This is a genomic window from Stagnihabitans sp., assembly GCF_964946895.1.
In genome coordinates this window covers 14,697-34,642 of sequence record NZ_CBBQHX010000004.1, presented here as the reverse complement: position 1 = coordinate 34,642, position 19,946 = coordinate 14,697, and the positions used below count along the sequence as shown (strand labels likewise).

Below are 19,946 nucleotides of genomic sequence, written 5' to 3'. Positions count from 1 at the left end.
CTTTAGCGGTCTTCGCCGAAGCGGTCAGCCACCAGCGCCGTCAGCGCCACCGCAAGCGCCTCGGCCTGTGGTCCGCTGGTTTCCACCTCAATAGTGGTTCCGCGCGAGGCTGCCAACATCAAAAGCCCCATGATGCTGTCGCCCGACACGGACATGCCGTCGCGGGTGACCTGAGCCGTGGCGTCGAATTCCTCGACCACCTCGACAAAGCGGGCCGAGGCGCGGGCGTGCAGGCCCTTTTCGTTGATGATCTTCAGGATCAATTGGGCCACGTCACGCACCGCCCCCAAGATCCAGGCTGTTGATATATTTGCGCCCGGCATCCAGGGCCGCCGCCACCGCATCGTTGACCGACATCGCCCGCGACTTGGCCAGCTTGATCAGCATCGGCAGATTTGCGCCATAGATGATGCGCCGCTCGGATCCCGCCGTGCAGGCCAGCAGCGACAGGTTCGAGGGCGAGCCGCCGAACATGTCCGTCACCACCACGACACCGCCGCCATGGTCCACGGCATTGGCCGCATCGCAAATCTCGGCCTGTTTCTTGATGCGGTCGCAGTCATCCTCGATCGAGATGGCCTGCATGTCCGACTGTTTGCCCACGACATGTTCAACGGCCGAGAGATACTCTCGGGCCAATCCGCCATGCGCTACGATGACGACTCCGATCACCCGCGACCTACCCCTGTTTCGCCACTGATCCCGTCCGGCGCCGGCGAAGTTCCGCGCCGTTCCAGTTCCCGGTGACGTTTTGACACCTGCCAGCCCGCTTCCGCAAGGACCTTGGCCAACTTTTCTGCAACTGCAACAGAACGGTGTTGCCCGCCGGTACAGCCAAAGCCGATGGTCAGATGCGCTTTACCCTCTTGCAGTTGTGCGGGCAGCAACATCAGCACCATTTCCTGCAACCTTAAGAAGAACCCGGCGAAATTCGGGTCAGATTCGACATGCGCCGCAACCGCGGCATCACGGCCATCACGCTCGCGCAAATCGGGCACCCAGTAGGGATTCGCCAAGAATCGGCAGTCAAACACCATGTCCACACCCCGCGGCAAACCGCGCTTGTAGCTGAAACTTTGCACCGACACGGCCAGACGGGACGCCTGGCCCTGCCCAAACCAATCCACGATCTCGGCCTTGAGGTCATGTGGCGACAGGTCGGAGGTGTCGATCAGGTGGTCGGCGCGCACCCGGATCGGTGCCAGCAGGTCAATCTCACGCTCCACCCCTTCGGCAGCGGTTGCCACTTCGGTCAGCGGGTGGCGGCGGCGGGTCTGGCTGAAGCGGCTGACCAGAACCGACGGTGCGCAATCCAGGTAGAGCACGTCCAGCGTTACCCGGGGATCGCGGGTCAGGGTGTCGATCAATTCAATGGCGGTGGCGGCGCTGAAATCCCGGTTGCGCACATCCAGACCCAGCGCAATCGGGCGGTCCAGCGGCGGGCCATCCAAGAGACGCGGCACGAAGCTAAGCGGCAGGTTGTCGATCACCTCGTAGCCCAGATCCTCCAGTGCATGGAAGGTCGTCGACCGCCCAGCGCCCGAAGGCCCCGTGACCAAAACCAGATGGTGCGAGGGGAGAGTGTCGACGGTGCCGGTCATGCTTTGCGGGTTGGTCAGGGGATCAGTCGAAACGCGAATTCTTTAGATAGCACATAATCGCGGCAGGAAAATGGGAATGGCTGCCTGCAAACACAAGGTCACGTTCAATTCCGAGTAGGTTGACATGACGACGGGGCGGCAAGCGATCGGTTTCGGTCTGGGCGAGGTCGACGACCAGCGTGATCTCGGCGCTTGGCAGCGCAGAAAGGCGCAGGATGCCAACGCCGCGCGCTTCAATCAGGCCGACGATGCTAGCGGGGGAGCGGGCCATCAGGCTGGAGCCGTCCACCCAGATTTCGGTTCGGTCATCCGCAACAAGGGTGGCGCCCAGCGCGATCAGCTGCAATGCCAAACCCGATTTCCCTGCGCCGGACGGCCCCAGAATCAACAGGCCGCGCCCGTCGCACGCGACGCAGCTGGCATGCAGAACGGCGGGTGTCACACCGGCAGACCCACAACAAAGCGAGCCCCCAAGGGTTCGGACGTGACGTCAGCCTGGGTCGGGCGGATGTTCTCGGCCCAGATCACGCCGCCATGCGCCTCGATGATCTGTTTGGAGATCGCCAGACCAAGGCCGGAGTGGTTGCCGAAATCGCTTTTCGGCCGTTCCGAATAGAAGCGCTTGAAAATCTTGGTCAAAGCCTGTTCCGGAATGCCCGGCCCGGTGTCCTCGATCACCACCAGCACGCGGTTTTCCCGCCGCCGCGCCCAGACCCGCACCGCATCGCCGTTTTCGCAGAACGAGATCGCGTTGGTGATCAGATTCACGAAGACCTGCGCCAGACGCGCTTCAAGCCCGTTGATGCGGATGGGTTCGCTGGGGAAGTCGGTGATGAACTCCACCCCTTTTTCCCGCGCCTGCTGGCCAAGGTATTCTGTCAGGTTTACAAGGGTTTTCAGAAGGTTGAACTCTTCTTCCTCTTCCTTGACCAGTTCGCTGTCGAGCCGTGAGGCGTTGGAGATGTCGCTGACCAGCCGGTCAAGCCTGCGCACGTCATGTTCGATGACATCCAGCAGCTTCTCGCGGTGTTCTTCCTTCTTGACCATCCGCATCGAACCTACGGCAGAGCGCAGGGAGGCCAGAGGGTTCTTGATTTCATGGCTGACGTCAGCGGCAAACTGTTCGTTGGCGTCGATCCGGTCATACAGTGCTGTCACCATGCCGCGCATTGCAATCGACAGGCGGCCGATTTCATCCGGCCGTGCCGACAGGTCAGGGATGCGGACCCGGCCGGGTGCCATGGCGCGACTGTCGCGGTCACGCCCGATTTCCGCCGCCGCCGCCAGATCCGACAGCGGATTGGCAATGGTCGAGGCCAGCACCAGGCTGAGGCCGATCGACACCAAGAGCGCGATCACGAACATCTGCAGGATCTGTTCGCGTTCATAGCGCACAAGGCGGTCAATCTCGCCCTCAGCCGACGAGACGCCGACAACACCCAGCACGACACCGTTGCGGATCACCGGCGTGGCAACCGAGAACTGCGCACCACCCTCTGGCCCCTGCCCGGTATTGACCGTGGTTCCGCCGGCCTTGGCCTGCGGGAACAGCTTGCGGGTCATCTCCTCGCCCGAAACCTTGGGCTTGTTCGCCGGATTGCCGCTGAGGATGCCCGAAATCCCGTCCCAGATCATGTTGAGAAAATCGGTGATCATGGTGGAGCGGCGGCCGGTTGTGGTTTCCGCCCGTGGGGCACCGACCGACCGCGCCAGAAGATTGCCATCCGGATCAAAAAGATAGACCTCAACCCCCGGCCCGATTGTGGCGTCTTGCAGCCGGTGCGACAGGGTATCCTTGTCCGCGCCGTGCACCAGACCATCGGCCGGCAGACCGGCTTCCACCACATTGGCAATCAGGGTGGCTTCGTTGACCAGCCCCTGTTCCCGCTGGTTCACCAGGCTGTCGCGGAACGGGTTCATGAACAGGACGCCGGCGACCAGAATGACCAGCGCCATCAGGTTGAACACAATAATCTTGCGCGCCAGCGGCGAATGGTTCAGCGACACCAGACCCCGCCGCCGCCGCCCGTCGCGGAGAGAGGGTTCGATGCTGTCCGGCGAGACCCAATCCTCGCCCAACAGCAACTCGCCCGAGCGGTCCGAGGCTTTGGAGTCGCGCTTCTGCGCCATGCTGACTTGGGGTATTGCGGTCATTCTTCGTTGTAACGGTAGCCAATGCCATACAGCGTTTCGATGGCTGAGAAGCTGTCATCGACCGCGCGCATTTTCTTGCGCAGGCGCTTGATGTGGCTGTCGATCGTGCGGTCATCGACGTAGACCTGATCGTCATAGGCCACATCCATCAATTGATCGCGGCTTTTCACGAAGCCGGGCCGCTGGGCAAGGGCTTGAAGCAGCATGAATTCGGTCACGGTCAGGGACACATCCAAGCCCTTCCACGACACCGAATGGCGCAGCGGGTCCATCCGCAGGTTCCCCCGCTCCATGATCTTGGTTTCTTCGGTCACGGCGACTTCGCCGGTCTGGATCGCGTCCTGACGGCGCAGCAGAGCGCGGATGCGTTCCACCAGCAGGCGCTGGCTGAAGGGTTTTTTCACATAATCATCCGCGCCCATCCGCAGACCCAGAACCTCGTCGATCTCATCATCCTTGGAGGTCAGGAAGATCACCGGCATCGAGGTCTTGGTCCGCAGGCGCTGCAGCAGATCCATTCCATCCATCCGGGGCATCTTGATATCCAGCACAGCCATATCAGGCATGCGCCGGTTGAAGGCATCCAGTGCGGATTGGCCGTCATTGAACGTTTCGACTTCAAAACCTTCAGCTTCCAATGTCATTGAGACAGACGTCAGGATGTTCCTGTCGTCGTCCACAAGGGCGATCCTTGCCATATCGGCTATCCTTATCTGCTCGGTCTGCCTTATTTATACCACATGATCTGTTGTTCCCCGAAGGGAATCAACTCCTAAGTGCGAATCACTACCCTGCTGAGACTCCATCAGCGCCTGAAATTGCCAAGAAATGACTAATTTGCCGCAGTAGCTTGCAGATGATCGATTTGGTTGCGCTAACCTGACGTTGGTTGCGCTAACGATCGAAATGACCGCTTTTCCCCTTTGGAATCTGCATGTTATAGCGATTCCACATTGAATCTGTTGGCCCGGGTTCGGTGGGACGGCTGTTGGCCCGGCCGTCGGGGTTGAAATCTGGGAAGCCGCTTCCGGGCGGTGATGGGAGCTTGCAGAATGTCGATTGGGCGCGTGAACCCGGCCATGCGGCTGGAAGATCAGGGTATTTCGGGGCTTGGCACCGTTTATTACAATCTGATTGAGCCCGCCTTGGTGGAGGCGGCAGTGGTCCGAGGCGAGGGCAAGCTGGGCCTCGGCGGGGCCTTTCTGTGCGAGACGGGGCAGTACACCGGACGCTCGCCCAAGGACAAGTTCGTGGTGCGCACGCCCTCGGTTGAAGGCGCAATCTGGTGGGAGAACAACGCGCCGATGACGGTTGCGGCCTTTGACCGGCTTTATGCCGACATGCTGGCGCACATGAAGGGGCGCGATTACCACGTGCAGGACCTTTATGCCGGCGCCGATCCGATCCACCGGGTGGATGTGCGGATGGTGACGGAACTGGCATGGCACGGTCTGTTCATCCGGCATTTGCTGCGGCGGCCGGCGGTGGCGGAACTGGACACCTTCAGCCCGGACTGGACCGTGATCAACTGCCCCTCCTTCAAGGCGGACCCCGCCCGGCACGGCTGCCGGACCGAGACGGTCATTGCGCTGAACTTCGACGCCAAGCTGATCCTGATCGCCAACACCGCTTACGCGGGTGAGAACAAGAAGGCGGTCTTCACCCTGCTGAACTATCTGCTGCCGGAAAAAGGTGTCATGGCGATGCATTGCAGCGCCAACCATGCCATCGGCAATCCGGTCGACACGGCCGTGTTTTTCGGCCTGTCGGGCACGGGGAAAACCACTCTGTCGGCCGATCCCTCGCGCATTCTGATTGGCGATGACGAACACGGTTGGTCGGACCGTGGTACCTTCAACTTCGAAGGCGGCTGCTATGCCAAGACCATCAACCTGTCGCCCGAGGCGGAGCCGGAAATCTATGCCACCACCCACCGCTTTGCGACCGTGGTGGAGAATATGGTCTATGACCCCGAAACGCTGGAAATTGACTTCGCCGATGACAGCCTGACCGCAAACACCCGCTGCGCCTATCCGCTGGACTATATCTCCAACGCGTCGGCCAACGGGCTGGGTGGGCATCCGAAACATGTGGTCATGCTGACCTGTGATGCGTTTGGCGTGCTGCCACCGATTGCAAGGCTGACCCCGGCGCAGGCGATGTATCACTTCCTGTCGGGCTTCACCTCGAAGGTGGCGGGGACCGAGCGGGGTGTGACGGAACCGCAGCCGACCTTCTCGACCTGCTTTGGCGCGCCCTTCATGCCGCGGCGGCCCGAGGTCTACGGCAAGCTGCTGGAGGACAAGATCGCCAAGTTCGGCGCCTCGTGCTGGCTGGTGAACACCGGCTGGACCGGCGGCGCCTATGGCACCGGCAAGCGGATGCCGATCAAGGCGACGCGGGCCCTGCTGGCGGCGGCGCTGGATGGCTCGCTGGCCAATGCGACCTTCCGCAAGGATCCCAATTTCGGCTTTGACGTGCCGGTTTCGGTGCCGGGGGTGGAGGACGCGCTTCTGGACCCACGCCGCACCTGGGGTTCGGCTGCGGAATATGATGCGCAGGCGCGGAAACTGGCGGGCATGTTCGCGGCCAACTTCGCGCAATACCTGCCGCATATCGACGAGGACGTGCGCGCCTGCGCGATCTAAAGTCCAAGGGCCTGACGGGCCAGATTGAGGCCCGTCAGCACCAACAGTCCCTGCGTCCAGCGCCGGAACCTCGACTGGTCCAGCCGGTCCTGAAGCCATGTCCCGGCGATCTGCCCGATCTGGGCCGGCACCGTCAACGCGACCGAAAAAGCCCCGGTCGAGGCGTTCAGGACGCCGGTGTGGATATGGGCAAGCAAAAGCACGAAGGCGCCGATCAGGAAAACGACGCCCTGCACCCGCACCGTCTCGCGCTTGTCGGCGTGGATCGACAGCAGGTACACCAGCAAGGGCGGCCCCCAGATGCCGGAAACCCCGCCATAAAGCCCGCCAATCGCCCCCAGAATCCACTCGGCCCGGGTTCGGTGTTCCAACTTCAGCACCAGGTTGCGACCGGAGAGTTGCAAGAGGGCAAAGGCAGTGATCGGCACGCCCAGCAGCAGCAGGAACAACTTTTGCGGGATGACATGCACGAACGCCGCCGAGATCACGATGAACAGGATCGTCGCCACCAGAATGCGCCAGTAGGTCCGCATTGTGTCGAGGGCGGGGCCTGCACCCTGCCGAAGGGCCTGCGACAGGTTGGTGATGAAGGTCGGCACGATCAGGCCTGCCAGCGCCAACTCTGGCGGCAGAAAGGACGAAAACGCCCCCACCATGATCATCGGCATGGCAAATCCGACAGCCCCCTTCACGAAGCCCGCGACAAGGGTAATCGCCATCGCAGCCCAGAAGGCCGGGGCGGAAAGGCCTGCCATGAAGAACTCCACGCCGGGTTCCTAGCTGAACGCTGCCACAAAGCCTAGGCTGGACCGTTGCCAAACCGGGTTTTCCGTGCTGCGATGGTTGGGAAAGATCGGGGCATTTGCGATGCGGTTCTTGCTGTATTCTTTGGTCGGGATGCTGGCTTGCGCGGCGCAGGCACAGGTGGCCCCGCCCAGCCATTCCTCTGAACTGACCGCGTTGCGCGCCGTGGTCCTGTGCACCCCGCTGAACCGCCATGAAGAGCCGGCGCCGGATACCGAAGCCGGGTTCATCGAAATCCCCGACGAAAGCCTTGTGGTGATCGGCGAGGGGCAGGTGGCCCCTGCCGTGCTGGGCATGGCCTTTGGTGTCGCCGTCGTGCCGGGCCATGATCTGACCGGAATTCGCCTGCTGACCCGGCGGCCGGGGCGCAGCACGCCCGATGTCTATGTCTCGCAGTTCAGCGGCGGGGTCGAATCGACCAACTTTTTCTCCTTTGACGTCGACAGCGAACTGGTTCCCGGCGTCTGGACGTTTGAGGCGTGGGATGGTGACAGCCGGTTGTACCGGGTGGAGTTCCAGATCGTGCCAGGCGATGCCGAACCTGACCTTGTGGCGCGATGCCGGGCGCCAACCTCGTAGCCATTGCGACAGAATAATTCACCTGACACATGACTGTTGAATTATTATTGCGCTGCGGATTCAAAGCCGTTATCCCCTTCGCAACCGCAGAATCCGTGAGGGTGCCATGCCGCATGATGGACAAGACCTGCCCAAGACCCCGCTGTTGCAGGGCCTGATCCGCCTGACAGAACCCGCGCTGGCAGACGTGCAGGCGCATCTTGGCCGCGCCCGGGCGGCCTTGGCGGATCGGGTGACGGTGGCAGGCAAAGTCTCGTCCGAGGCGCTTGAGGTGCATCAGTACGCCGCGCATGGGCTGGCGTGGCTGGCGACCTATGTGCAGGCGTTGACCCAGTTGCGGGCCTGGGCGCAGGGGCTGGAGGCCGAGGCCAAGTTTGGCGAGGTCGAGGGCCTGATCCTGCAGATCGGTTTTGGCGAATATCTGGCGCAGATCGCCGGCGGCATCGCGATGAGCCAGAACGAGGTGGCCCGCGCGTCCGACCTTGGGATTGCACCCTATGCGCCGGGGGCGGAAGCGCAGGCGCTGATCCTTGGCGCGGGCGATGCGGCTAAGGCGCGGCTGGTGGCCTTGATGCGGGCGCAGAACGGCGCCTCGACCTTCGGCGCCTCGGGTCTGGATGAGGAATTGGAGATGATCCGCGACCAATTCCGCCGTTTTGCCGATGAAGAGGTGATCCCTTTCGCCCACCAATGGCACCTGAAGGACGAGTTGATCCCGATGGAGGTGATCAGCAAGCTGGCCGACATGGGCGTCTTTGGCCTGACGATCCCTGAGGCGCATGGGGGATTTGGTCTTCCAAAATCAGCGATGGTGGTGGTGTCAGAGGAACTGTCGCGCGGCTATATCGGTGTCGGCTCGCTCGGCACCCGCAGCGAGATTGCGGCGGAACTGATCCTGTGTGGCGGCACCGAGGCGCAGAAGGCGGACTGGCTGCCCAAGCTGGCGCGTGCCGAAATCCTGCCGACGGCAGTGTTTACCGAACCGAACACCGGGTCTGATCTTGGCGCGTTGCGCACACGCGCGGTGCGCGAGGGTGAGGATTGGCGCATCACGGGCAACAAGACCTGGATCACCCACGCCTCGCGCGCCCATGTCATGATGCTGATGGCGCGGACCGATCCCGACACCAAGGACTACCGCGGGCTATCGATGTTCCTGGCGGAAAAGACTCCCGGGACCGAGGCGGAGCCCTTCCCAACGACGGGCATGACCGGCGGAGAGATCAAGGTTCTTGGCTATCGCGGCATGAAGGAATACGAACTGGCCTTCGACGGCTTTGCGGTGAAGGGCGGCAACCTTTTGGGCGGCGTCACCGGCCAAGGTTTCAAGCAGCTGATGCAGACGTTTGAAAGTGCCCGCATCCAGACCGCGGCCCGTGCCATTGGCGTGGCGCAGGCCGCACTGGAAACCGCGATGCGCTATGCCACTGACCGAATCCAGTTTGGCAAACCGCTGATCGAATTCCCCCGCGTGGCCGCCAAGCTGGCGATGATGGCGGTGGAAATTGCCCTGTCACGCCAGATCACCTACCATGCCGCGCGCGAGAAGGACGCGGGCAAGCGCTGCGATCTGGAAGCCGGCATGGCCAAGCTGCTGGCGGCGCGGGTGGCCTGGGCCTGTGCCGACAACGGGGTGCAGATCCATGGCGGCAACGGATTTGCGCAGGAATACCTTGCCAGCCGCCTGCTGTGCGATGCCCGGATCCTGTCGATCTTCGAAGGTGCCGCCGAAATTCAGGCGCAGGTGATTGCGCGCCGCCTGCTGGACTGAGGCCCCCTGCCGCATTACCTGTCAGGCAAGGGCAAGGGGGCTGGCATGGAAAAACAGGTTGCGCTGATCACCGGAGTGTCGGGTTTTATCGCCAAGCACATTGCCCTGCGCTTCCTGCAGGCAGGTTGGGCGGTGCGCGGCACCTTGCGATCTTTGGACCGCGCCGCAGAGGTTCGCGCTGCCCTTGTGCCGCACCTGTCCGAAAAGGCCTTGGCGCAACTGTCTTTTGCCGTGGCAGACCTGACCTCTGACGCAGGATGGGCAGAGGCGGCGATGGGGGCGCAAGTGCTGGTCCACACCGCCTCGCCTTTTCCGATTGCCCAGCCCAAGGATCCCGCAGATCTGGTGCGCCCGGCCGTCGATGGCACGTTGCGCGCGCTTCGGGCGGCCCATGCGGCGGGGATCCGGCGGGCGGTGGTGACCTCTTCGACTGTGGCGGTCCTCAATGAAAGCCGCCATGGCATTCAGGACGAGGCGGATTGGTGCGACCTGCAAGCGCCCGGCACTTCCGCCTATGCGATGTCAAAGACCCTCGCGGAAAAGGCGGCCTGGGACTTCGTGGCACAAGAGGCCCCGGACATGGCGCTGACCTGCATCAACCCCGGCTTCGTGCTGGGTCCGCCGCTGGATGCGCAGTTTGGCAGCTCGATCTCTGTCGTGCGGCGCCTGTTGCGGGGCCGTGATCCGATGCTGCCGATGATCGGTTTTGTCTGCGTGGATGTCCGCGACGTGGCCGAGATGCATTTGCGCGCGGCTTTGCAGCCCGAGACAGCGGGAAAGCGCTTTCTGGCGGCGGCGGGGACCATGACGATGCCCGATATGGGACTGGTGTTGAAGACAGCGTTTCCAAGCCGAAGGATCGCCACCCGGGCGGCTCCGCTTCTGGCGTTGCGGGTCTTGGCGCTGTTTGATCCGGCGGTGCGGGCGATCCTGCCCTCGGTCGGGCGGATCACCGAAGTGTCCAACGCCCGGGCCCGTCGCGAGATGGGCATGCGCTTCATTGAGCCCGCTGACGCCTTGCGGGCCAGTGCCGAGTGGTTGATCGCGCACAAGGCGGTTTAGCGGCGGTGTGGCGGCAGGAATTCCGGCGGGATTGCGTCACGCCCTTCCAGCATCAGATCGCACAGCAACCGGGCGGCCTCGGCAGCCACGCCGAAGCCGATCTTGAAGCCGCCATTGGCGATGAATTGCCCTGAACGGCCCGGCCAAGGCCCCAGCAGCGGTCCCCGGCTGGCGGCGCGCGGACGCAGACCGGCCCAGCGCGCCACCTCGGGTGCGTGACGCAGCAGCGGCAGGGCGGTGCGGGCACGTTCCAGCAAAGCGTCGGACTGCGCGTCGGTGTCCAGATGGGTCCACTGGTTTTCCGTGGTGGAGCCGATGGCGATGGTGCCATCGGCATGGGGTACGATGTGCAGGCCGTCGATGAAAAGCTGCGGCTGGCTTTCATATCCCGGCAGATGGACGGAGACCGCCTGCCCCTTCACCCCCTGCCCCGCCTTGTGGCCCAGGTCTGCCGTCAACATGTCCAACCCGGCGGCACCGGTGGCCCAGACCACCATGCCCGCCTCGGGACCATCGCCCATCACAACCTCAACGCCCTTCGCGCGCAGTGCCGCCTCCAGCGAGGCGAGGGCCTGACGGGGGTCGAGGCGCGCAGAGAGCGTGTCGTGGATCAAGAGGCTGGTCGGCGAGGCGGGCTGCCATGGCACTCCGGATGCCGGAACGATCTGCCACAAAGCCCTTCCCTGCCAAAGGGTTGCGGCTTGCGTCGCGCGGGTCTCGGCCAAGGCCAGTGCGGCGGCATCGGCAAGGGGTTGCAGGCGACCGATGCGGGCATAGCCCGACGACAGGCCCGATACGGCGTCCACCGCCCCCCACCAGCGGTCCGCACCCAGCAAGCTGGCGAGTTGGAAGGCCTTCACCGGGTTCCAGCCCTCGGGCGTGTGGGGCGTCAGGGCGCCGACCAGCCCGCCACTGGCCCCGGCGCCGATCGCGGCGCGCTCGATCACCCGCACGCGTGCACCCCGCTGAACGGCCTCCCAAGCGACGGACAGGCCGAAGATGCCGCCGCCCCGTACTGTCAGATCAACTCTTGTCATTCCGACTGCCCTTGCTCATGGTCCGCGCCAAAAGGGCTAATGCAAATGGCGGGCGGAGAACAGACCGAAGGGCTGGAGTGGCGGGATGGTGGCATCCCCGTTTCGCGCCGTTTCGACGACCCCTATTTCTCGATCGTTGGCGGGCTGGCCGAGACGCGGCATGTGTTCCTGACCGGGAATGGCCTGCCAGACCGGCTGATCCCGGGGTTCCAGATTGCCGAACTGGGCTTTGGCACCGGGCTGAATCTGCTGGCGACGCGGCTTATGTCCCCGGAGATGGCCCTGCGCTACACCACCTTCGAGGCCTTCCCGATCACCGCCGAAGAGATGGCCCGCAGCCACGCCGCCTTCCCAGAGGTGGCTGCCGTGTCAGGCCCGCTGGTTCAGGCCTGGGCCCGGGGATTGCGCCAATTTCCCTTTGGCGAGATTGAGGTTACCGTGATCGAGGCCGATGCGCGGCACGCTTTGCCACAGTGGCAGGGCAAGGCCGATGCCTGGTATCTTGACGGGTTTTCCCCCGCCAAGAACCCCGAGCTTTGGGGTGCGGACCTGATGGCCGAGGTCGCCCGCCACACGGCCCTGCAAGGCACCTTCGCCACCTATACCGCCGCTGGCCATGTGCGCCGCGCCCTGACGGCGGCAGGCTTTACCGTCACCCGCGCGCCTGGCTTTGGCACCAAGCGCCACATGAGCTGCGGAGTTCTGGCATGAGCCGCAATGCGACCCGGGGCATCTGGCTGATGATCGCCGCCGTCTTCAGCTTCTCGCTGCAGGATGGCTTCTCGCGCCATCTGGCCGAGACCTACAACACCCAGATGGTCGTCATGGTGCGCTATTGGGTGTTCGGGGCCTTCGTGCTGCTGTTGGCGCTGCGCCGACCCGAGGGGTTTGCGGCGATCAAGTCACGGCGACTGCCGTGGCACGTGCTGCGCGCCGTGCTGCTGGTGGCGGAAATCTGTGTCATGGTGTATGCTTACACCCTGATCGGCCTGATCCAGAGCCTTGCGATCTTCACCATCTGCCCCTTGTTCGTGGTCGCAATGTCCGGCCCGATCCTGGGGGAGCGGATGAGTGTGAAGCGGTGGCTGGCGGTGGCTTTTGGCTGCGTTGGCGTGCTGGTGATCCTGCGGCCCGGGGCGGGTGTCTTCACCTGGGCGGCGCTGCTGCCGCTGGCCTCGGCCTTCATGTTCGCGCTGTATTCGGTACTGACCCGCCTGACCACGCGGGACGAGCCTTTTTTCGCCGCCTTCTTCTGGCCGCCAATCATCGGAGTGGTTCTGACAACGGTGATCGGCCTGCCGCACTGGCAGAGTGTGGCACCACTCGACTGGGTGTATCTGATGGCCTATGCCGGCATTTCGGTCCTGTCCAACTGGTTGTTGCAAAAGACTTATGAGGCGGCGGAAGCCTCGGTCGTGCAGCCCTTCGCCTATTTGCAGATCGTTTTCGTCACCGTGATCGGGATTTCCGTCTATGGCGAGGCCTTGCACCTTGAAGTCGTCATCGGGGCGGTTCTGGTGGTTCTGGCAGGGCTTTACGCGCTGACAGTCGCCCGCAAAGAGGCCAAGGCGTGACCGAACAGAACACCCGACGCGGCATTGGCATGATGGTGCTGACCACGCTGATCTTCGCATTGCAGGACGGGCTGACGCGGCATCTGACGACGCAGTATCCGGTGCAGATGGTGGTGATGTTCCGCTTCTGGTTCATCGCGGCGCTGGTTGTGGTTCGCCATGGCCGCCGGGGCGACTTGGGGCGGATGCTGGGCACCCGGCAAAAACCCCTGCATGTGGTGCGTGGGCTCTTGCTGGTCACCCAGATCTCGATGACCGGGCTGGCCTTTGCCAAGCTGGGGCTGATCGAAAGCCATGCGCTGCTGACAGCCTATCCGTTGTGGGTCGCCGCCCTGTCCGGCCCGATCCTGAGCGAGCGCGTCGGTTGGCGGCGCTGGCTGGCGATTGGCGTGGGCTTTCTGGGCATTCTGGTGATGCTGCGACCCGGGGTGTCGGTGTTTTCCTTCTGGTCGGTCATGCCCTTGGCCGCCTCTGTCATGTTCGCGCTTTATGGGCTTTTGACCCGCAAGGCGGCGCGGCAGGACGGGGCGGAGGTGAGCTTCTTCTGGACCGGAATTGTCGGTGCCCTTGCCATGTCCGTCGTGGGTTTGCCAGTTTGGCAAAGCTTTGCGCCGATGGATTGGGGCTTCATGGCGCTGCTGTGCGTGATGTCCGCCGCCGGACACTGGTGCATGATCCGCGCCTATGATCTGGCCGAGGCGGCTGACGTGCAGCCCTTCGCCTATCTGCAACTGGTCTGGATCGCCATTCTAGGGCTCTGTTTTTATGGCGAAACCTTGCGGCCTGCGGTGATCCTTGGGTCAACCATCGTCGTCTTGGCGGGTCTGTTCACGCTTTGGCGGCAAAGGCGGACGGGACGGGGTTAGGGGTTTTCTTTCCCCTTGGTTCAGGCATATTAGAACGATTCCAAAGAGGGCCTCCGCATGATCTCCAGCTTCACCCAGCGCCGCCGTTTCTCTGACCTGACCGAGCAGGAGGTGCTGGCCCTCGCGATCTCGTCCGAAGAGGACGACGCCCGGATCTATCGCAGCTATGCCCAGATGCTGCGCGAGGAATATCCCGCCTCGGCCACGGTGTTTGACGAAATGGCGGTCGAGGAAGACGGCCACCGTCAGGCGCTGATCACCCTCCACCGCCTGCGCTTTGGCGAGGTTATCCCCTTGATCCGGCGGGAACATGTGGCGGGCTTCTATGCGCGCCGGCCGGTTTGGCTGACGCAGAACCTGTCGCTGGAGACGATCCGCTCGGAAGCTTCGGGGATGGAGGCCCAGGCCGAGAAGTTCTATCTGACCGCCGCCGCGCGCACCACCGACGCCGCCACCCGCAAGCTGCTGGGCGACCTTGCAGCGGCGGAAGCGGGGCATGAGAAATCGGCGGAAGGTCTTGAAGCGAAATACCTTTCGGGCGATGCGCGGGCGCAGGAAGACGCGGGCGAACGGCGGCAGTTCATCCTGACCTGGGTGCAGCCGGGGTTGGCGGGGCTGATGGATGGCTCGGTCTCCACCCTCGCGCCGATCTTTGCGACGGCCTTTGCCACGACCAACAGCCACACCACGCTGCTGGTCGGTACGGCAGCGGCGGTGGGGGCCGGGATTTCCATGGGTTTCACCGAAGCCGCACATGACGACGGCGTGCTGTCGGGGCGCGGCAGCCCGTGGAAGCGTGGGTTGGCGAGTGGGATGATGACTGCATTTGGGGGTTTGGGCCACGCCCTGCCCTATCTGTTGCCCGATTTCTGGACTGCGACCATCGTCGCCATGGTGGTGGTGTTCTTCGAGCTGTGGGCCATCGCCTGGATTCAAAACCGCTACATGGAGACGCCCTTCCTGCGCGCGGCCTTGCAAGTTGTCCTTGGCGGGGCTTTGGTCTTTGCGGCAGGCGCATTGATCGGAGGGGGCTGAGATGTACCGCAAGGGCGAGGTCAGCTATCAGCCGATCCCCCTGCCCGACCGCGTGCAGATGCCGGCAGCCGAGGCTTTGGCCGCCGCTGAGGCCTTTCTGGCGCAGATGAAGAAGCGCCACTCCGTCCGGCAATATTCGGGGCGCACGGTGCCAGAGGCGCTGATCACCACCTGCATTGCGGCTGCCGGTAGTGCGCCCTCAGGGGCGAACCACCAGCCTTGGTTCTTTGCGGCGATTTCCAACCCCGAGATGAAGGCGCGGATCAGGGCTGCTGCGGAGGAAGAAGAGCGGGAGTTCTATGCCGGTGGGGCTGGCGACGAGTGGTTGGCGGCGCTGGAGCCGATTGGGACAGGCGTGTCGAAGCCGCATCTGACCGAGGCGCCTTGGCTGATCGTGGTCTTCGCGCAGCGCTGGGGCGAGACGGAGGATGGGGTCCGCTACAAGAACTATTACGTGCCCGAAAGCGTCGGGATTGCGGTGGGGTTCTTGATTGCGGCGATCCATCATGCCGGACTGACATGTCTGGAGCACACGCCTAACCCAATGAAATTCCTTGGCGAAATGTGCGGGCGGCCTTCGAGTGAGAAGGCCTTGATGATCCTGCCGGTGGGGTATCCGTCCGAGGATGCCACGGTGCCGGCAGTCGCCAAACGGAAGAAATCGCTGGAGAGGATCTGCACGGTGTTCCGGTAGGGAGCCTGGGGTCAGCGCCCTGCTTCACACCAAGAGCGGGGGGCCAGCCCCCCGCACCCCCCGGGATATTTAGGAACAAATGAAAGACGAGACGATGAAAATAGTGTCTGAAAACAAGGCTTTCGGCGGGCGCCAGCTGGTGGTGGCGCATTTGTCCGCGGCCTGTCAGTGCGAGATGACCTTCGGGATTTATCTGCCGCCGCAGGCCGCGGGTGGGCCGGTGCCGGTCTTGTGGTATCTGTCGGGGCTGACCTGCACGCATGAGAACGCGATGGTCAAGGCCGGGGCGCAGGGCTGGGCGGCGCGCGAGGGGATTGCGCTGGTGTTTCCGGACACCTCGCCAAGGGGCGAGGCGGCGGATGATGCGGCCTATGATCTGGGCAAGGGTGCCGGGTTTTATGTCGACGCGACCGAGGCGCCCTGGGCGCCGCATTTCAAGATGTGGTCTTATGTGACCAAGGAATTGCCAGATTTGGTGTTTGCCGAGTTCCCGGTGGATGTGGCGCGGCAGGGGATCACCGGGCACTCGATGGGTGGGCATGGGGCGCTGACGGTGGCTTTGGGGTTTCCGGAACGGTTCCGGTCGGTTTCGGCCTTTGCGCCGATCTGCAATCCGAGCGGGTCGGATTGGGGGAGGAAGCAGTTTGGCGCCTATCTGGGGGCGGATGAGACTGTATGGAGGGTGCACGACGCATCGATTCTCATGGGAAAACAAGGGGTTCCTTGGCCGCTGCTGGTGGATCAGGGCAGCGATGACAAATTTCTGGCGCTGCTGAAGCCGGAGGCGTTGGAGGCCGCGGGCGCGGTGGTGCGGCGGCAGGCGGGGTATGATCATTCGTATTTCTTCGTTTCGACCTTCATGGAAGAGCATGTGGCCTTCCATGCCAAGGCGCTGAAGGCATGACGCTGTATATCGACGCTGATGCCTGTCCAGTGAAGGAAGAGGCCGAGCGGGTCGCCACGCGGCTGCGGGTGCGGATGGTGCTGGTGTCGAACGGGGGCATCCGGCCCTCGGCTAACCCATTGGTGGAAAGCGTTTTTGTCGCCCAAGGGCCGGATGAGGCGGACAAGTGGATTGCCGAGGCCTGTGGGCCGGGAGATGTGGTGGTGACGGGGGATATTCCCTTGGCGGCCCGTTGCGTGGAGGCCGGGGCGCGGGTTTTGAAGCACAATGGCGAGGAGTTGAACCGCGCCAACATCGGCATGGTGCTGGCGACGCGGGATCTGATGGCGGATTTGCGGGCCGCTGATCCGTTCCGGCAGGGCGGCGGCAAGCTGTTTGGCAAGGCGGATCGGTCACGGTTTCTGGATGTGCTGGACCGGGTGTTGCGGGCGAAGTGAGGGGCCTGTGCTGCGGGGCAAATCGGGACGGATTCTTTGGTTAAAGCTGGAAAATCCGGGGTTTAGACCTGTCGGGTTTGCGTATTTTATGGGTCGGGTTTGCGTCATTTTTCTGTAGCTACAAAGCGTGCCGGGCGCTTGGGTTAACGCAACGCCCGGGTTCGGGTGGTTTTGGACACGCAGACCCGGGGCACGCCACGACCTGACGTGTCGCATCTGGGGCAGAATCGGGAGGGGCGGCGCTGCTAGGGTTCGGGCATGACGCAGGATGTTTCCCTTGGGCCCTCGGGCGATGGTGTGGCGGAGACGCCGGTGGTGCCGCGGGCCTCGCGGCACGTGCTGTTGGGGATTGCGGCGGCGATGGGCGGGTCAGCGGTGTTTTCGCTGAACGATCTGTGCATCAAGCAGTTGTCGGAGGCCTATGCGCTGCATCAGGTCATTCTGGTGCGGGCCTTCGTGGGGATTGCCTTCATCATCGGCTTTGCCGCGGTGTCAGGGCAGCGGCGGATCTGGGCGACGAAACGGCCCTGGATGCATGCGATGCGGGCCAGCATCGTGATGATCTCGAACGCGACGTATTTTCTGGGGCTGGCGGCGCTGCCCTTGGCGGATGCGGCGGCGATTGGCTTTGTGGCACCGCTGTTGTTGACGATGCTTTCGGTGCTGGTGCTGCGCGAGAAGGTGGGCTGGCATCGCTGGGGCGCGGTGGTGGTGGGGCTGATCGGCGTGGTGGTGATGCTGCGGCCGGAGGGGCAGTTTCGCTGGGCGGCGATCTTGGTGCTGATCTCGGCGCTGTGTTATGCCACGACGCAGACGATCACGCGGCTGTTTCGCGAGACGGAAAGTTCGGTCACCATCAACTTCTACACGCAGGTGGCGTTTATCGTCGTCTCGTCGATCATGGGGTTTTTCGTGGGGGACGGGCATCTGGCGGGGTCTTCGGATGCGTCGCTGGCGTTCCTGTTCCGGCCTTGGGTGATGCCGCCGGTGGGGGAATGGATCTACTTTCTGGGCACAGGCGTGTCGGTGGCGATTGGCGGGCTGTTGATGAGCCAGGCTTACCGGATGAACGAGGCGGCGCTGGTGGCACCGTTTGAATATACCTCGATGCCGTTGGCGGTGACCTGGGGGCTGTTGTTCTTTGGGACATTCCCCGATCTGCAGGGCTGGGTCGGCATTGCGCTGATCATCGGGGCGGGGCTTTATACGCTGATGCGCGAAACGGTGAGGCGGAAGGCATGATCGAGGCGGTGATTTTCGACATTGGCAACGTGTTGACACGCTGGCAGCCGGAAGCGTTTTACGACCGGGTGATTGGCGAAGACCGGCGGCGGGCGCTGTTTGCCGAGGTCGATCTGCACAAGATGAACGATGACATCGACGAGGGTGCGCTGTTTCGCGAGACGATTTATGACTGGGCCGATCGGCACCCGGCGTGGGGGCCTGAAGTGCGGATGTGGCATGACCGCTGGATCGAGTTGGCCTCGCCCCGGATCGAGGGGTCGATTGCCTTGCTGCGGGCGTTGCGCCGGAAGGGGATCCCGGTGTTTGCGCTGACGAATTTCGGGGTGAATTCCTATGCGGCGGCGGTGCCCTTGCTGGATTTCCTCAGCGAGTTTGACCGGGAATATGTCTCGGGGCGGATGGGGGTGATCAAGCCGAACCCACGGATTTACCAGATGGTGGAAGAGGATTGCGGGATTGCGCCCGAGCGGTTGATCTTTGCCGATGACCGGGCGGACAACATTCAGGCGGCGGCGGCACGTGGCTGGCAGGTGCATCATTTCACCGGCTGGGACGGCTGGGCGCGGCGGTTGGTGGCCGAGGGGCTGCTGACGGAAGGGGAAGCGGGGCTATGATCGAGATCGTTGGGCGTGAGGCTGAGGCGCTGATGAGCTGGGCCGGGTTGACGGCGGCCTTTGAGGCGGGGCATCGCCTGCCCCGGGCCGAGATTGCCGACCTGTTCTTATACCGCGACAAGGATGTGATGCTGGACCGGGCGGCGTGGATCACCGGGCTGGGGTCCTTGGTCAAGGTGGCGACGGTGGTGCCGGGCAACGTCGCGGCAGGCTTGCCTACGGTCAACGGGGTTGTGGCGCTGTTTGACGATGTGACGGGCTTGCCCAAGGCCTTCATCGACTTTCATCTGGTGACCAAGTGGAAGACGGCGGGCGACAGTCTGTTTTCGGCCAGCAAGCTGGCGCGCAAGGAGTCGCGCAGGTTCCTTCTGGTGGGGGCCGGGACGGTGGCGCGGTCGATGATCGAGGCCTATGGCAGCCTGTGGCCGGAGGCGGAGTTCACGGTGTGGAACCGATCTGCCGCCGGGGCTGCGAAGATGGCGGCGGAGGTGCCGGGCCTGCGGGTGGCGGAGGATCTGGAAGCGGCGGTGAAGGCGGCGGATGTCATCTGCACCGCGACGATGGCCAGCGCGCCGGTGGTCAAGGGCGCGTGGCTGCAACCGGGGCAGCATCTGGACCTGATCGGGGCCTATAACCCAAGGATGCGGGAGGTGGATGACCGGGCGATGCAGCGCGCCTCGGTCTTTGTCGATGCGCGGGCCACGACGCTGCATCATATTGGCGAGTTGATGGATCCTTTGGCCTCGGGCGCGATCACGGAGGCCGATGTGCGGGCGGAGTTCTACGAGCCGGACCTGTATCGGCGCACGCGCGATGACGAGATCACCATCGCCAAGAACGGCGGCGGGGCGCATCTGGATCTGATGACGGCGGCCTATGTGCTGGAGCGGTGGCGGGCTCGGTGAGGCGGCGGCTGGGCAA

22 protein-coding genes are annotated in these 19,946 nt (G+C 63.6%); 14 read left to right on the top strand and 8 right to left on the bottom strand.

All coding sequences use genetic code 11. The features are described from left to right. Positions 1–2: 2 nt before the first annotated feature. From AC1Y2B_RS03595 to AC1Y2B_RS03570, 6 genes are read right to left on the bottom strand one after another with little or no spacing between them, the layout of a single operon-like run. Entirely contained in the window at positions 3–272 is a 270-nt protein-coding gene (locus AC1Y2B_RS03595; RefSeq protein ID WP_482251686.1) for an HPr family phosphocarrier protein, read from the bottom strand. Between the two features lies 1 nt (position 273). Further along, positions 274–672: a PTS sugar transporter subunit IIA gene (locus AC1Y2B_RS03590; protein ID WP_482251685.1), complete on the bottom strand. Its 399-nt coding sequence runs from the start codon at positions 670–672 to the stop codon at positions 274–276. Then, positions 669–1,601 carry an RNase adapter RapZ gene (gene rapZ / locus AC1Y2B_RS03585; protein ID WP_482251684.1) on the bottom strand — a complete coding sequence of 311 codons (933 nt, stop codon included), beginning with the start codon at positions 1,599–1,601 and terminating at the stop codon, positions 669–671. Before rapZ ends, AC1Y2B_RS03590 begins: the two co-directional genes overlap by 4 nt. A 22-nt stretch (positions 1,602–1,623) precedes the next feature. After that, positions 1,624–2,043, bottom strand: a complete 420-nt coding sequence (locus AC1Y2B_RS03580) for an HPr kinase/phosphorylase (RefSeq protein ID WP_482251683.1) — start codon at positions 2,041–2,043, stop codon at positions 1,624–1,626. Further along, entirely contained in the window at positions 2,040–3,731 is a 1,692-nt protein-coding gene (locus AC1Y2B_RS03575) for a sensor N-terminal transmembrane domain-containing protein (protein ID WP_482251847.1), read from the bottom strand. The genes AC1Y2B_RS03580 and AC1Y2B_RS03575 overlap by 4 nt, the downstream gene beginning before the upstream one ends. 20 nt (positions 3,732–3,751) lie before the next feature. Beyond that, complete coding sequence (locus tag AC1Y2B_RS03570) at positions 3,752–4,453, bottom strand: response regulator (protein WP_482251682.1); 702 nt, start codon at positions 4,451–4,453, stop codon at positions 3,752–3,754. A 354-nt stretch (positions 4,454–4,807) separates the two neighbouring features. On the opposite strand from AC1Y2B_RS03570, the gene AC1Y2B_RS03565 reads away from it, so the two are divergent. Continuing rightward, on the top strand, positions 4,808–6,403 hold the full coding sequence (locus AC1Y2B_RS03565) for a phosphoenolpyruvate carboxykinase (protein ID WP_482251681.1): 1,596 nt from the start codon (positions 4,808–4,810) through the stop codon (positions 6,401–6,403). Here the strand turns inward: AC1Y2B_RS03565 and AC1Y2B_RS03560 are convergent. Then, entirely contained in the window at positions 6,400–7,158 is a 759-nt protein-coding gene (locus AC1Y2B_RS03560) for a sulfite exporter TauE/SafE family protein (protein WP_482251680.1), read from the bottom strand. The genes AC1Y2B_RS03565 and AC1Y2B_RS03560 overlap by 4 nt on opposite strands. Before the next feature lie 112 nt (positions 7,159–7,270). On the opposite strand from AC1Y2B_RS03560, the gene AC1Y2B_RS03555 reads away from it, so the two are divergent. The 3 genes from AC1Y2B_RS03555 (at position 7,271) to AC1Y2B_RS03545 (ending at position 10,619) form a co-directional block, all read left to right on the top strand. Next, complete coding sequence (locus tag AC1Y2B_RS03555; RefSeq protein ID WP_482251679.1) at positions 7,271–7,786, top strand: hypothetical protein; 516 nt, start codon at positions 7,271–7,273, stop codon at positions 7,784–7,786. A 106-nt stretch (positions 7,787–7,892) separates the two neighbouring features. Continuing rightward, a complete protein-coding gene (locus AC1Y2B_RS03550; RefSeq protein ID WP_482251678.1) occupies positions 7,893–9,557 on the top strand; it encodes an acyl-CoA dehydrogenase family protein in 1,665 nt (554 codons plus the stop codon). 45 nt (positions 9,558–9,602) lie between these two features. After that, entirely contained in the window at positions 9,603–10,619 is a 1,017-nt protein-coding gene (locus AC1Y2B_RS03545) for an NAD-dependent epimerase/dehydratase family protein (protein WP_482251677.1), read from the top strand. Here the strand turns inward: AC1Y2B_RS03545 and AC1Y2B_RS03540 are convergent. Then, entirely contained in the window at positions 10,616–11,656 is a 1,041-nt protein-coding gene (locus tag AC1Y2B_RS03540) for an NAD(P)/FAD-dependent oxidoreductase (RefSeq protein ID WP_482251676.1), read from the bottom strand. The two genes, AC1Y2B_RS03545 and AC1Y2B_RS03540, sit on opposite strands and share 4 nt — an antisense overlap. A gap of 45 nt (positions 11,657–11,701) precedes the next feature. Here AC1Y2B_RS03540 and mnmC2 point away from each other — a divergent pair, with 45 nt between their 5' ends. The 10 genes from mnmC2 to AC1Y2B_RS03490 all read left to right on the top strand — a co-directional run bounded on the left by mnmC2 (position 11,702) and on the right by AC1Y2B_RS03490 (position 19,930). Further along, the gene (gene mnmC2, locus AC1Y2B_RS03535; RefSeq protein ID WP_482251675.1) at positions 11,702–12,367 is read left to right on the top strand and encodes a tRNA (5-methylaminomethyl-2-thiouridine)(34)-methyltransferase MnmC2; all 666 of its coding nucleotides are present in this window, start codon (positions 11,702–11,704) and stop codon (positions 12,365–12,367) included. Next, the gene (locus AC1Y2B_RS03530) at positions 12,364–13,230 is read left to right on the top strand and encodes a DMT family transporter (protein ID WP_482251674.1); all 867 of its coding nucleotides are present in this window, start codon (positions 12,364–12,366) and stop codon (positions 13,228–13,230) included. The genes mnmC2 and AC1Y2B_RS03530 overlap by 4 nt, the downstream gene beginning before the upstream one ends. Continuing rightward, positions 13,227–14,096: a DMT family transporter gene (locus AC1Y2B_RS03525; protein ID WP_482251673.1), complete on the top strand. Its 870-nt coding sequence runs from the start codon at positions 13,227–13,229 to the stop codon at positions 14,094–14,096. The genes AC1Y2B_RS03530 and AC1Y2B_RS03525 overlap by 4 nt, the downstream gene beginning before the upstream one ends. A gap of 57 nt (positions 14,097–14,153) precedes the next feature. After that, positions 14,154–15,131: an iron exporter MbfA gene (mbfA, locus tag AC1Y2B_RS03520; protein WP_482251672.1), complete on the top strand. Its 978-nt coding sequence runs from the start codon at positions 14,154–14,156 to the stop codon at positions 15,129–15,131. A 1-nt stretch (position 15,132) separates the two neighbouring features. Next, positions 15,133–15,825, top strand: coding sequence for a nitroreductase family protein (locus AC1Y2B_RS03515; RefSeq protein ID WP_482251671.1), 693 nt, complete (start codon positions 15,133–15,135; stop codon positions 15,823–15,825). Positions 15,826–15,919: 94 nt separating this feature from the next. Next, complete coding sequence (gene fghA, locus AC1Y2B_RS03510; protein ID WP_482251670.1) at positions 15,920–16,729, top strand: S-formylglutathione hydrolase; 810 nt, start codon at positions 15,920–15,922, stop codon at positions 16,727–16,729. Further along, entirely contained in the window at positions 16,726–17,166 is a 441-nt protein-coding gene (locus AC1Y2B_RS03505; RefSeq protein ID WP_482251669.1) for a YaiI/YqxD family protein, read from the top strand. The genes fghA and AC1Y2B_RS03505 overlap by 4 nt, the downstream gene beginning before the upstream one ends. A gap of 258 nt (positions 17,167–17,424) precedes the next feature. After that, positions 17,425–18,408, top strand: a complete 984-nt coding sequence (locus AC1Y2B_RS03500; protein WP_482251668.1) for a DMT family transporter — start codon at positions 17,425–17,427, stop codon at positions 18,406–18,408. Next, complete coding sequence (locus AC1Y2B_RS03495; RefSeq protein WP_482251667.1) at positions 18,405–19,025, top strand: HAD family hydrolase; 621 nt, start codon at positions 18,405–18,407, stop codon at positions 19,023–19,025. Before AC1Y2B_RS03500 ends, AC1Y2B_RS03495 begins: the two co-directional genes overlap by 4 nt. Then, positions 19,022–19,930, top strand: a complete 909-nt coding sequence (locus AC1Y2B_RS03490) for an ornithine cyclodeaminase family protein (protein ID WP_482251666.1) — start codon at positions 19,022–19,024, stop codon at positions 19,928–19,930. Before AC1Y2B_RS03495 ends, AC1Y2B_RS03490 begins: the two co-directional genes overlap by 4 nt. The last annotated feature ends 16 nt before the right edge of the window (positions 19,931–19,946 follow it).